Below are 12762 nucleotides of genomic sequence, written 5' to 3'. Positions count from 1 at the left end.
AAACAAAAAAAGCGGATGCGATTTGAATCGCATCCGCTTTGTTCTTGTCCGAAGTCTTTCGGGTGGGCGCTTATTCGCTGGCGACCTTCGCCGGGCGCTTCACCGGGTTGCGCAGAAACGCTGGGACGTTGCCCGCGAAGCCTGACGATGAGGGCGAACGTGCTTGTGCCGCTTCCGGCTGGCGAGCACGTTCAGGCCGCTGACGCTGCTGCTGAGCGCGGGGCTCCGCTGCCGGCGTGTTGCGCTGGGCATTCGCCGGTGCTTCGGCCGCTGCATGACGCGGCTCGGCATGACGGGGCTCGGCACGACGTTGGGGGCGGGGCTGGGCGTCGCGACGCGGCGCGCGCGGAGCCTCCGCTCCTTCGCGCTGGGCAGCGCGCTGCTCGGGCTGGCGCTCGTGAACCTCGCCCTGCTGCTCACCCTTCGGGCGGCCACCGCGGCGGCGGTCACCCTGGCGCGATTTGCCGTCGCTGCGAGAGCCTTCACCGCGAGAGCCTTCACCGCGAGACTGGCCGGAAGCTTCTTGGCGTTCACCGCGACCGCTGCCGGCGCGTCCGCCACGACCGCCGCGACCGCGGCGCTTCTTCTTGCCGGACTCAGCGTAGTCCTGCTCGGACGGGCCCTCTCCGATCCACACCATCGGCTCGCCGAGCATCTTTTCGATGTCTTTGAGGTTCTTCAGATCGTCGATGGTGACCAACGAGGTGGAATTGCCTTCCTTACCGGCGCGACCGGTGCGGCCGATGCGGTGCACGTAGTCGTCCGATTGCCAAGGCAGGTCGAAGTTGAAGACGTGGCTGACGTCAGGGATGTCGAGACCGCGAGCGGCAACGTCGCTTGCTGCCAGCAGCTTGAGCTCGCCCGCGCGGAACTTGTCGAGCGTCTCCATGCGGCTCTTCTGGTCCATGTCGCCATGCAACGCGCCGGCAGAGAAGCCGTGCTTCATCAGCGACTTGTTGAGAATGGCCACGTCGACCTTGCGATTGCAGAAGATGATTGCGTTTCGGACGTTGGTCTCGCGGATCAGCTCACGCAGCGTCTCGCGCTTGGCCCAGTCCTCGGCATCGGGGCAGTAGATGAAGCGCTGGGTGATGGTCTTGGCGGTCGTTGCCGGCGGGGCGACCTCGACGCGCTCTGGATTGGTGAGGAACTGGCTGACGAGGCGGGTGATTTCCGGCGGCATCGTCGCCGAGAAGAACAGCGTCTGGCGGCGCGGCGGCAGAAGCTTGCAGATCTTCTCAATGTCGGGGATGAAGCCCATGTCCAGCATGCGGTCGGCTTCGTCGATCACGAGGATCTCGACACCCATCAGCATGACGCGGCCGCGCTGGAAGTGGTCGAGCAGTCGTCCGGGGGTCGCGATCAGGACGTCGACACCGCGGTCGAGCTTTTTGACCTGATCGTCCATCGAGACACCGCCGATCAGCAGTGCCAGAGAGAGCTTGTTATTGACGCCGTATTTTTCGAAGCTCTGGGCGACCTGGGCGGCGAGTTCACGCGTGGGGGCCAGGATGAGAGAGCGGGGCATTCGGGCTCTGGCGCGGCCCGTTTCGAGGCGGGTGATCATCGGCAGAACGAACGATGCCGTCTTGCCGGTGCCTGTTTGGGCGATGCCGAGAACGTCCTGGCCGGTCACGGCGATCGGTATAGCGGCCGCCTGGATCGGTGTGGGCGCCGTGTAGCCGGCAGCAGCAATGGCCGCCTGCACCTTGGAGCTTAGCCCAAGCTCCGCGAAGGTCTTATTTTCCAAAAGTAATCGTCTCCGTCTGCGTTCATGCGAGCCCGCGCCAACGCCATCGAAGGCGGCAGCGGGTATGACGGAGCGCAGGGGTGATTGGATTGCCTAAAGGGGCTAAGCGAAATGCGCAAACGGCTCGGAAAGGATCTAAATAAATAGCGTCCCCTGCGCTCGAGCCGTTTGTGTGCTGACACATGTTCTGCAAAAAGGCAAGAAAAACCGCGAGATGTGGCGTCCAGCCGCGGTTTTTCCTCAGGTAAATACTACCAGTAGTTAGTCCTGATCATCGATCAGCCAGCGTCCGAACAGGCCGCCGATTACGCCGCCGAGGATCGGTGCCACCCAGAAGAGCCAGAGCTGGGCCATTGGCTCGCCCATTGCGATGAGAGCGGTGGCGAGGCTGCGTGCAGGATTCACGGACGTGTTGTCGATCGGGATCGACATGATGTGGATGGCGCCGAGTGTGAAGCCGATAGCGATGGCGGCATAGCCGGCGGGTGCGCGCTTGGATGTTGCGCCCATGATCACGAGAACGAAGAGGCCAGTGAGCACCACCTCGACCACGAACGCCGATAGCATCGAGTAGCCGGCCTCGCCGCCGTACATGTTGGAGGCGAAGTTGCCGACCTCGAATCCGCCGACCTTACCGGAGGCGATCACGAAAAGAACAATGGTGGCGGCGATGGCTCCGAGACACTGGGCGATGATGTAGCCTGGCGCTTCACTCGCCTCAAAGCGCCCGCCCGCCACGAGGCCCAATGTCACCGCGGGGTTGAAGTGGCCTCCGGAGATGTAGCCAACGGCAAAGATCATGGCCATGACGGCAAAGCCGACCGATACGCCAACGCCGACAATGCCTGCGATTGGGAACGAGAAGAGCGCTGCCGCGACAATCGATGTCACGAGCATGTAAGTCCCAATGAATTCGGCGGCTAGAGCCTTGATCCGCATGAGATCCCCCTGATGTTGGCACTGTCGATTGGCAAGGAAGTATCCGCAGGGGCAGGACGGACGTCGTAAAGATCGGTTTACTTATGCGGCGATCCCGGCTCCAGTCCCCGAAAAGGCCGATATTCGACGTGCCGCCGTAACCCTGCTGCAACGTCGCCCGAGCAATCAACTTGCAATGGCTGGGCGATTCATCGATTGCCAGAATAAGTTGGACGGATTCGGCGCCGCGGAAAACTCAAGACCTGGAAGCGCACGCATGACTGCTCATGGAGCGACAGCAAGTGTTTCAGCACGTAGGCTTGACGGCGAACCCGATTTAGCGCGGCCGAGCCGGCAGTCGAGTGAAGACATCAAAGCGCTGAAGGCGCGCGACAATGTCACCAACTGGTGGCACTTGGCGCGAATCTATCTGGTGATCGCTGCGTCAGTCGCGGGTGCGGTTTGGGTGATCGAATCGGCTCGCGCGGGAGAGATCTCGTGGTGGTGGACGATTCCCTCGACGATTGCGGCGATCTTTGCCATCGGCGCCTCTCAGCACCAGTTCGGCGGCGCGATCCACGAAGGTACGCACTATGTGCTGTTCGCTAATCGCAAGCTGAACGAGCTCGCTTCCGATTGGCTTGGGGCATTCCCGATCTTCACGACCACCTATCACTACCGGCTGCACCATCTGGCGCATCACCAGTTCGTCAACGACCCGCTGCGCGATCCGGATATCAGCCAGCTGCACGACAGCGATCACTGGCTGGATTTCCCGATCACCCATGTCGAGATGCTGTGGTCACTGCTGAAGCAGCTGTGGCTGCCGAACCTGTTCCGCTACACGATCGTCCGGGCGAAGTATTCATCGCTCGGTGGCGGATCGAGCAACCCTTATGCGGATCCCGAGCGTCCTGGTTCGGTGCGCCCGCTGCGAGCCGGCATCCTGTTCGCCGTCGGGGCGCCGCTGGTGATCGTGCCGCTGAGCGTGATGGGGTATTCGCTCGCGGTGGCGATCATTCTGCCGCTGATGTGGGCAGTGGTGGTCGGCATCCTTTGGATGCTGCCGGACGACGCCTATCCGCGCACGCGTCTCGCCCCAGTCATTCCGCTGCGCATGATCGGCATTCATCGCGTGACCTATCTGGCGCTGCTCTACGGGGCGCTGTCGGCCGTGCAGCTTGCCGGTTGGGGCGACGCGTGGATGTACTTCGGGCTGCTGTGGGTGCTGGCGCTGTTCACGACGTTCCCGCTGTTCATGATCCTGCGGCAGTGGGTGCAGCACGGCAATGCCGACCGCGGCCGCTACACGAACACGCGTGTGTTCCTCGTCGGACCGATCATGCGGTATGCGGTTTTCCCGTTCGGCATGGACTATCACCTGCCGCACCACATCATGGCGTCGGTGCCTCACTACAAGCTGAAGCGGTTGCATGAATTGCTGCTCGAGGAGCCCGAGTATCGCAGCAAGGGACTGATCGTCGAAGGGTATTTCGGCGACGCAGAGAATGCGCAGGGCCATCCAACGGCGATGGGTGTGCTGGGCGAGAAGTACGCGCCCAAGACGGAGGAAGCCGTCTACGTCGACAACGCCGCGATCGAATATGCCGATATCGCCGATGCTGCGGGTATTGCGCGCGAGGTGGAGGCATCGCTGCGCAAGAACTAATGGCGCGGGCGAGCGGACGGGGGGCGGCCGCGGTGAAGATACTCATTACGGCCGACATCCACTACACGCTGAAACAATATGACTGGCTAATGCAGATCGGGCCCGGCTTCGATCTCGTTATCCTTGCCGGCGACCTTCTCGATGCTTTTTCGACCGTCGATCCTCGCGTGCAGATTGCGGTGGTCGAGAAGTATCTCGCGCGGCTGGCGGCGAAGACGCGCCTTATGGTCTGCTCGGGCAACCACGATCTTGATGCGCGCGATGAGCATGGAGAGCGCGTCGCGCAGTGGATCGCCAAGGGCGTGCGTGCCAGCGGCATTCCAGCCGATGGCGACGCGGTGTCCGTCGATGGGATCTTATTCAGCATCTGCCCGTGGTGGGACGGGCCGCTGACCAAAGACCGCATCGGAGCACAGCTCGCGCGCGATGCAAAGGCGGAGAAGAAGCGCTGGATCTGGGTCTATCACGCGCCGCCGATCGGCTCACGCATCAGTCACGAGATGCGCGAGTTCGGCGACGCGGAACTGGCGCGCTGGATCGATGAATACCAACCTGATCTCGTGTTCTGCGGGCACGTGCACAATGCTCCGTTCCGGCCGGATGGCTCGTGGATCGACACGCGTGGGCGCACGTTCGTTTTCAACGCGGGGCGGCAGATCGGCGAAGTGCCGACGCACGTCATGCTGGATGTCGAGGAAAGCTCGGCGCTGTGGTTCTCGTTAATGGGACCACAGACGGCGGCGCTCGACAAGCCGCTGACATTTCCCGTGCCTAACCTGACCGCGGCGCCGGCGTGGCTTACGGCAATGGACCAGGCTGGCGGTCAGAACCCAGCGTAACCTCGCGGTGGGGGTGCTCGCAAAGCTTGCAGAGCACTTCGTGGACCATGCCGAGGTGGCTGTCGTGGTGGGCGAACTGGGTCTTGAGATCGGCGAGATAGCCTGAAAGCAAATGCACGCGCAGAGCCAGTGTGCGGCAAACGTGGAACATCAAATCGGGGTTGGAGCGCAGGAATGCTGCGCCGTCGGCTATGACGTAGCAACGGCAATCCTCTTTCGCGATCACCGTCGTTGCGTGCGGGGCGCCGAGCAGAAGTGCCATCTCGCCGAACACAGCGCCCGGCTCGTCGACTGTCGCGACCTGGGTATCGTCGCGCAGGACCTCCACTGAGCCCTCGATCAAGATGTGCAGCGGACCGCCGGGTTCGCCAGCTGTGACGATTTTCGATCCGGCGGGGATGGTTTCGGCTGCAAGGCCCGCGCACGCTTGCGCGAGGTTGGCGGGAAACGTCGTCATCGTGCGATCACCTCAGATGGACTCGGGCCAAGTTTAGCACCGGGACAGATTGAGTTCGTCTGGCATCTGCGTCGCGTGTGCGCGTTGCATGCGGTGGTGGGCAGGCGAGCCCGCTGCAGGATGACTGGCGGAAGAGGTGTCCAAAAGCAAAGAGGCCGCAGACAATGCCCGCGGCCTCTTCATGCAGTTTTTTGGATTCGGATTACCAGAAGGCGAAGCCCGGACCGCCGAAGGGACCGCGCTTCCTGCGGCGACGGTCGTAGCCGTAGCCAGGGTCATTATTGTAGCCCCAGCCACCCCAGTAATCATCGTAGTACTCCTGCTTGGGCTTGGGACGCAGGATGATGCCGCCCTGCGGCTCGCCGCTGAGAAGCACGATGAAGTCGGTGTGCTTGCCGGTCTCCTTGTGTGCGGCTTCATCGGAGATGATCAGCGATGAACCGGGGAGCACGAGCTCGGAGATGCGCTCTCTGGTCTCTTGCGGGATCTCGATGCGGTCGAGCGCTGCGGTTGCGCCGACGACGTCGGTGGGGATCTCGGGTGCGGCCTCGTTGCGACGAAGCTGGTTCATGCCGCTGCTCTTCTCGGGCTCGCCCGGCTGGCGGCCAGCGATCGAGACGACGTTCCACTGCATCTCACGGCCGCCCGGCTTGTAGTCGAGTGCGGTGTACGTGTAGGTGCCGATCGGCTCGTCAGGGTCGCGGATGAAGACGTCGCCTTCGTAGATCTGCTCGAAGGCCTGGCGGATGTAGATCTTGCCGGTCTGGCGGCTGATGAAGACCGAGACCGGTGACAGCTTGCGCTCGGCATCGCGCGCGGCTTCGGCGGCGACGTTCTTCTCGTCTTCGGCGACCTTGGCTGCGTCCGCGGCTTGCTGGGCAGCTTCGAGCGCTGGTTTGGTATCGGCCTGCGTCTTCTCGAGTTTGGCCTTGGTGTCGGCGACCTTCGCCTCCGCCTTCGCCTTCTGGGCTTCGGCGCGCTTGATGGCTTTTTCAGACTTGGCACGCGAGAGCGTGCGGTCGGCGTCCTGGAGCCACGCGGTCGCGCGCTTATAGGCAGTCTCTGCGTTCTTCAGGTCGCGCGCGGCCTTGGCGCTTTCGCGCTGCTTCTGCTTGGCGAGAGCCTTCGCAGCGTCGGCCTTCTTGCCCAGTTCCTGCGCTTCTGCGTTCTTCTCATTAAAGGCCGCCTGCAGGGCCGTGGTGCGGGCCTGGAGGTAGGGTGGATCGTTGGGACCACCGCCATAGCGGGTATCTTTGCCATCCGCGGCAGGCTGCGGAATTGTGATTGCGGCCGGGGTCAGCACGGCGACGTTGGTGCTGAAGGGTTTGGGCTTGAACAGGTTCGGGTGTGAAATCGGCACCGGCACCATGTTGTTGCGTGAGACGACGACGCGCATGCCGAGCTTGGTCATGTCGAAAAGCTGATTGGCGAATTCGTGGCGCAAACGAACGCAGCCATGCGAAGCGGGATAGCCCGGCAGTGCACCTGCGTGGAGGGCGATGCCGGTCCAGGTGATGCGCTGCATGAAGGGCATCGCCGCGTCGTCATAACGGTTGGAATAGTGCTCGCGGTTCTTCTGCAGGATGGCGTAGATGCCCGGCGGGGTGTCGTTGGGCGTGGCGCCGCTCGAGATCGGGCCATGCATGATGGCGCCGTCCTTGTCGTAGATCGTGACGCGCTGGTCGCCGAGTGAGACGACCGCGAGCATGGGTTGCCCTGGCTGGCGTCTGGTCGCTTCCTGGCGGGTGTCATCCTGGTCGTCTGCGCGATTGCTGCGCGCCGAAGCTGGTCCAGCGACGCCGGCCATGGCGATCGCGACGGCTGCGAGCGAAATGAGTGAGCGACGGCGGGACAACGCCGGAAGGAGTGTCATATCGATAACCCTTAGGAAGGCCTAACCACTGATCTAACTGGAGAAATCCTAAACTCCGATTAGCGCAGATGGATCCATTGGCCGGGCGATGCGGTTTGGCGGCCCAGGCTCGCGCGGCTGCCTATACAATTTACATCTATGTACGAGCGGTTCAATTCACCAGCCGCCCCAGTGGTATCTGTCGATGCGGCTTTTTGCGGGTGGGTATAGGGCGATTTCGTGGGATTGGCCGTTCGCGCGCCCAGTGGTTGTAATCGGCGTTGTGTTTTCGGTGATCCTGCAAGGTATGCGGGCGGATGGCGGGCGTTATGTGAAGACGCCGACCGGTTCTGATGGTGCTGTGTCAGGGTCGACGATGGGACTCGCTAGTCTCGAACGAGAACGAGGATGGAGCGTGGGCGCCGGAATGGCGCCTATCCGTTCCGACTGAGGGGAGTGCCAGCGAATGACGGCGTCAGAGCAGGTTGGCGGCACGGAGCCGCTGCGGGTTGGCACTATCGCCTTCGATGAGATGGATCAGCTGGACCTCACAGGGCCGTTCGAGGTGCTTTCGCGCTTGCCGGGTGCGACGTGCCGCATCTATGCGAAGTCCGCTGGTCCCGTCCGTGACGTTAAGGGGTTGCGGATCGTTGCCGACTCCGTTCTTTCCGAGGCGCCGCAACTCGACGTGCTGCATATTCCTGGCGGCTTCGGCCAGGAAGCTCTGATGGATGACGCCGAGGTGCTCGATTGGGTTGCGCGGCAGGCGGCGGGCGCGCGCTATGTGCTTTCGGTCTGCACCGGGGCGTTGATCTGCGGCGCGGCGGGGTTGCTGAAGGGCAAGCGCGCCACGACGCATTGGGCTGCGCACCATCTATTACCGCTGTTTGGTGCTACTGCGGTCCCGGCACGCGTGGTGGTGGATGGGGCGCTCGTGAGCACCGCGGGCGTCACCGCGGGGATCGACGGCGCGCTGAGGTTGGCGGCTTTGGCGTGCGGAGAGGACAGCGCCAAGGCCATCCAGCTCGCCATGCAATACGCGCCCGATCCGCCGTCCGACAGCGGCACGCCGGAGAGCGCGCCGCCGCACATCGTGGAAGGAGCACGGGCGGTGTTTCGTGGGATCACCGAGCGTCGCGAAGCGACCGCGCGCCGGATCGCGCAACGGCTCGGCCTGTCGCCCTGATGCGTCACCTCAAAAAGCAAACCGGAGACAGGCCCCATCGCCCATCCCCGGTCCAGCAATGCAGGGTCGCGTTGGAGTGACTACTTGAGCGGCACCGGCTCATCGCGACCACCAAACCGGTAGTTGAAGCCAACCCGAACCGTATCGGAGGTGATGTCCACTTCACGCGGGTTCGATTTGGGGCCGAGAACATGCGTCTCAGTTCCAAAATCAAGCCGAACGTATTCGGCGAACAAGCTCAGGTTATCAGTGAGCTTGGCCTCAAGGCCGCCACCGTACGCCCAGCCCCAACGGGTAAAGTCGTCGGTCTCAGTGTATAGGCCGGCCTTACCACAATGGCTGAAGGGATTCGACGTTGTGGGGCATTCTTCGGTCGTCGATCCCTTGACCCAAGCGGCACCGCCGGTGCCATAGGCAAGGATGTGGCCGAAGGAGTATCCGAGACGGCCACGGATGGTGCCGAATCTGTCCACGCCGCTGTGGACGAGGATCGTGCCACCGTCCGTAATGGGATTGTTGTCTAGATCCCCGAATGAGACGTCGGCGAGTGCGCCTAGGACGATACGGCTGCCTGGGATCTGATGGTCAAATCCGATTTGGGCGCCGCCGAAGCCGCCGTCAACACCCTGCGTGGGTGAACTGGAATCATCGGGACGGGATAGGGACCAATCACTATAGCCACCGTGAGCGCCAACGTAGAGGCCGCTCCAGTTGTAATTGTCGCCAGCATTCGCACCGGCAACGAAGCAAGCGGCAAATCCTGCCGCCAACGCAAGACGCAAACGCATAACGCAACCCCACTAATACGCTACATGCAAACCAATAGCTGTTGGTTTTAATGGCAGGCGAGCGCGGCGCAACGGTTGAGTGTGGGAGCTGACGCACTCGCGTGGCAGGTGTGCCCGCTGGGGCACACGTAGGACGCGCGCTCGCTTCCGGCATCCGCCACAGGTAGCAAACGTAGGCTTTTGAAAAGCCTCAAATATCGAGGTCGTGGGCGAAGGCGGCGCGATCCTGGATGAAGCGGAAGCGGGCTTCGGGCTTGGATCCCATCAGCGCATTGACCGCCTCGCCGATCATCGAGCGATCACTCTCGCCGATCTCGACGCGGAGGAGAATGCGTTTTGTCGGATCCATGGTCGTCTCTTTGAGCTGGCTGGCGTTCATTTCGCCGAGACCTTTGAAGCGCGAGACCTCGACTTTTGCGTTTGGTTTGAACTCTTTGGCCAGCAGCTCGGCGCGGTGCTTGTCGTCGCGCGCATAAACGGACTTCGCCCCGTGAGTGAGCTTGTAGAGCGGGGGGACGGCGAGGAAGAGATGGCCGTTCTCAATCAGCTCGGGCATCTCCTGATAGAAGAATGTGATCAGCAGCGAGGCGATGTGGGCGCCGTCGACGTCTGCGTCGGTCATGACGATGACGCGCTCGTAGCGCAGATCGTCGTCCTTATATTTGGCGCCGGTGCCGACGCCGAGGGCGAGGATCAGGTCAGCGAGAAGCTGGTTCTGCGACAGCTTTGCCGATGACGCGTTGGCCACGTTGAGGATCTTGCCGCGCAACGGCAGCACGGCCTGGGTCTCGCGCAGGCGCGCGCTTTTAGCGGAGCCGCCGGCCGAGTCGCCCTCGACGATGAAGATTTCGGTGCCGGAGGCGGATTGAATGGAGCAGTCGGCGAGCTTGCCGGGCAGGCGCAGCTTGCGCGTGGCGGACTGGCGTCCGACCTCTTTCTCGCGGCGGCGCTTGAGGCGTTCCTCGGCCTGGTCGATGGACCATTCGAGCAGGCGTGTCGCCTGCTGCGGGCTTTCGGTGAGCCAGTGATCGAACGCGTCCTTCACCGTCGATTCAACGATGCGCGTTGCTTCCTGCGTGGCCAGCTTGTCCTTGGTCTGGCCTTGGAATTCCGGCTCGCGGATGAAGACGGACAGCATCGACGCGGCGGTGCCCATCACGTCGTCGGCGGTGATCTGCGTTGCCTTGCGGTTTCCGACGCGCTCGCCGAACTCGCGCAGCCCCTTCGAGAGCGCCGAGCGCAGGCCGTTCTCGTGCGTGCCGCCTTCGCCGGTGGGGATGGTATTGCAGTATGAGCGCGAGAAGCCGTCGGCGTCGGCAACCCAGGCGACGGCCCATTCGACGGAGCCGTGCTTGCCTTCGCGTTCGACATTGCCAGCGAAGAGGTCCTTGGTAACGAGCGTCTGTCCGGCAATTTCGGATGCGAGATAATCCTTGAGACCGCCGGGGAAATGGAACTCCGCCTCAGGGGGCGTTTCGTCGTTGATAAGCGAGGGATCGCACTTCCAGCGGATCTTCACGCCGCCGAACAGGTACGCCTTCGAGCGCGCCATCTTGAACAGGCGTGCCGGTCTGAAGTGCGCGCCCTTGCCGAAGATATTCTCGTCCGGGTGGAAGCGCACCTTGGTGCCGCGACGGTTCATGACCGAGCCGAGCTTCTCGAGCTTTCCTTGCGGAGCGCCGCGCGAGAAGGTCATGCGATAGAGCTGCTGACTCCGTGCGACCTCGACCTCGCAAACGTCCGACAGCGCGTTGACGACGGATACGCCGACGCCGTGCAGACCGCCCGAGGTGTTGTAGGCCTTGCCGTCGAATTTGCCGCCCGCGTGCAGCGTGCACATGATGACTTCGAGAGCGCTCTTGTTCTTGAACTTGGGATGCGGATCCACAGGCATGCCGCGGCCGTTGTCGGTGACGGAGACGAAGCCCTCGGTGTCAAGTTCAACGTCGATCCAGGTGGCGTGGCCGGCGACGGCCTCGTCCATCGAGTTATCGATGACTTCGGCAAAGAGGTGATGCAGCGCCTTCTCGTCGGTGCCGCCGATGTACATGCCTGGGCGGCGCCGGACAGGCTCGAGGCCTTCAAGGACCTCGATGTCTGCGGCGGTGTAGGCCTCTGAGGCGTCAGTCGTGCGGCGCGCGCGAGCCGTCTTGTCGTTCATGAAGCTATCGATCGTTGTGAAGAGGTCGCGGACGACTCCGGCCATGCGTCTATCCCGTCGATCGAACGTGCCGCGAGCACGGAACGCGGGGACTGGGGCCGAGAGCGGCGAATCCCTGGTTGGTCGTGCTGGAGACCTCGCACGGCGCGGCCGGGCTTGGCAAGCCTGCGGCTCAGCGCGTGGTATTCCGGTCACGCGGGGCAGTGGTAACGGGAAATTGGCCATTGGTGCCCGGGTATTGCGCAGCCTCGACAATTTTTACGAGCAGACGAAAGCAATTTTAGGGGTTCTTGGGCGATCGTTGCTCAGCGCGTTCGGCGTTTCAGCCTGCCGAATTCAGGTGGGGCAAACATAAATTGAGGAGCATGGGATAATGGCGACGGGTGACTGCTCGACCGAGGATACGACACGGGAGGCTTCTGCCGTATTTGGCTCGGCCAAGGCGCTGCAGGGAGCGGTCGACGAGCTGCTGACCTCTGGTTTCACGCGCGATGACCTGAGCGTGCTGGCGAGCGAAGAGGCCATCGCGGCGAAGTTCGGCGGCAAAATTCCCGATGCCAAAGAGCTTGCCGACAGTCCCGACACGCCGCGGGCAACATTCGTTTCCAGCGATGCGCGGGCAGAAGGCCTGGCGGCGCTTGCGGGCATTCCCGTCTACATCGGCGGCGCTGGCGCTGCGGCTCTGGCAGCTCTTGGCGGGGCTGCCGTCGTGGCAACGGCCGGTGCGGCGCTTGCCGGTGGCTGCGCTGTCGGCGCGCTCGGCCTTTATGCGGCGCGCCGCATGGAGAAACGCCATGCCGACCAGATCGACAAGCATCTGAAGCACGGCGGTCTGGTGTTGTGGGTGCGCACCGATGACAAAGAGCGCGAGGTCAAGGCGCTGGAGATCCTGCGCGGGAAGGGCGCGGACGATCTGCGTATGCATGTGGTGACGCTGGCGTCGGGCGTTGATGCCGTGCCGTTCCACGATGCGCAGCCCGATCCGTTCCTCGGGAAGGACTGAGCGCTCCATTCTTTCGAACGATTCGAGTGCGGCTCCGGTGGTGGCAGATCCTCCCCGGGGCCGTACCTTTTTCCTGGTTCATTCGAAGTCGCTTGTGCTGGCGTGCGCTCCCATATAGTTCGCCGTGAACTCGTGCTGC

At 63.0% G+C, this 12762-nt stretch carries 10 protein-coding genes; 4 read left to right on the top strand and 6 right to left on the bottom strand.

Annotated elements, in window-relative coordinates; genetic code table 11:
- Nucleotides 1-70: 70 nt before the first annotated feature.
- The gene (locus ACP15D_RS06455; protein WP_424956723.1) at nt 71-1750 is read right to left on the bottom strand and encodes a DEAD/DEAH box helicase; all 1680 of its coding nucleotides are present in this window, start codon (nt 1748-1750) and stop codon (nt 71-73) included.
- Nucleotides 1751-2011: 261 nt separating this feature from the next.
- Entirely contained in the window at nt 2012-2689 is a 678-nt protein-coding gene (locus tag ACP15D_RS06450; RefSeq protein ID WP_424956722.1) for an aquaporin, read from the bottom strand.
- Between the two features lie 256 nt (nt 2690-2945).
- Here ACP15D_RS06450 and ACP15D_RS06445 point away from each other — a divergent pair, with 256 nt between their 5' ends.
- Nucleotides 2946-4337, top strand: coding sequence for a fatty acid desaturase family protein (locus ACP15D_RS06445; RefSeq protein ID WP_424956721.1), 1392 nt, complete (start codon nt 2946-2948; stop codon nt 4335-4337).
- 32 nt (nt 4338-4369) lie between these two features.
- Nucleotides 4370-5176, top strand: coding sequence for a metallophosphoesterase family protein (locus ACP15D_RS06440; RefSeq protein WP_424956720.1), 807 nt, complete (start codon nt 4370-4372; stop codon nt 5174-5176).
- Here ACP15D_RS06440 and ACP15D_RS06435 read toward each other — a convergent pair.
- Nucleotides 5136-5633: a cyclic nucleotide-binding domain-containing protein gene (locus ACP15D_RS06435; RefSeq protein WP_424956719.1), complete on the bottom strand. Its 498-nt coding sequence runs from the start codon at nt 5631-5633 to the stop codon at nt 5136-5138. The two genes, ACP15D_RS06440 and ACP15D_RS06435, sit on opposite strands and share 41 nt — an antisense overlap.
- A 202-nt stretch (nt 5634-5835) precedes the next feature.
- Complete coding sequence (locus ACP15D_RS06430) at nt 5836-7506, bottom strand: L,D-transpeptidase family protein (protein WP_424956718.1); 1671 nt, start codon at nt 7504-7506, stop codon at nt 5836-5838.
- Nucleotides 7507-7951: 445 nt separating this feature from the next.
- Between ACP15D_RS06430 and ACP15D_RS06425 the strand changes: the two genes are divergently transcribed.
- A complete protein-coding gene (locus ACP15D_RS06425; protein WP_424956717.1) occupies nt 7952-8671 on the top strand; it encodes a DJ-1/PfpI family protein in 720 nt (239 codons plus the stop codon).
- Between the two features lie 80 nt (nt 8672-8751).
- Here the strand turns inward: ACP15D_RS06425 and ACP15D_RS06420 are convergent, their stop codons facing one another.
- Together ACP15D_RS06420 and parE are read right to left on the bottom strand one after the other, a co-directional pair.
- On the bottom strand, nt 8752-9459 hold the full coding sequence (locus ACP15D_RS06420) for an outer membrane protein (RefSeq protein WP_424956716.1): 708 nt from the start codon (nt 9457-9459) through the stop codon (nt 8752-8754).
- Nucleotides 9460-9649: 190 nt separating this feature from the next.
- A complete protein-coding gene (gene parE, locus ACP15D_RS06415; protein ID WP_424956715.1) occupies nt 9650-11665 on the bottom strand; it encodes a DNA topoisomerase IV subunit B in 2016 nt (671 codons plus the stop codon).
- 328 nt (nt 11666-11993) lie between these two features.
- On the opposite strand from parE, the gene ACP15D_RS06410 reads away from it, so the two are divergent.
- On the top strand, nt 11994-12623 hold the full coding sequence (locus ACP15D_RS06410) for a hypothetical protein (RefSeq protein WP_424956714.1): 630 nt from the start codon (nt 11994-11996) through the stop codon (nt 12621-12623).
- The last annotated feature ends 139 nt before the right edge of the window (nt 12624-12762 follow it).

Origin of the sequence: Hyphomicrobium sp. 1Nfss2.1 (assembly GCF_965243865.1) — a bacterium.
GTDB lineage: Bacteria > Pseudomonadota > Alphaproteobacteria > Rhizobiales > Hyphomicrobiaceae > Hyphomicrobium_A.
The sequence above is the reverse complement of the archived record's forward strand: the minus strand, read 5'-3'. Positions and strand labels throughout refer to the sequence as shown.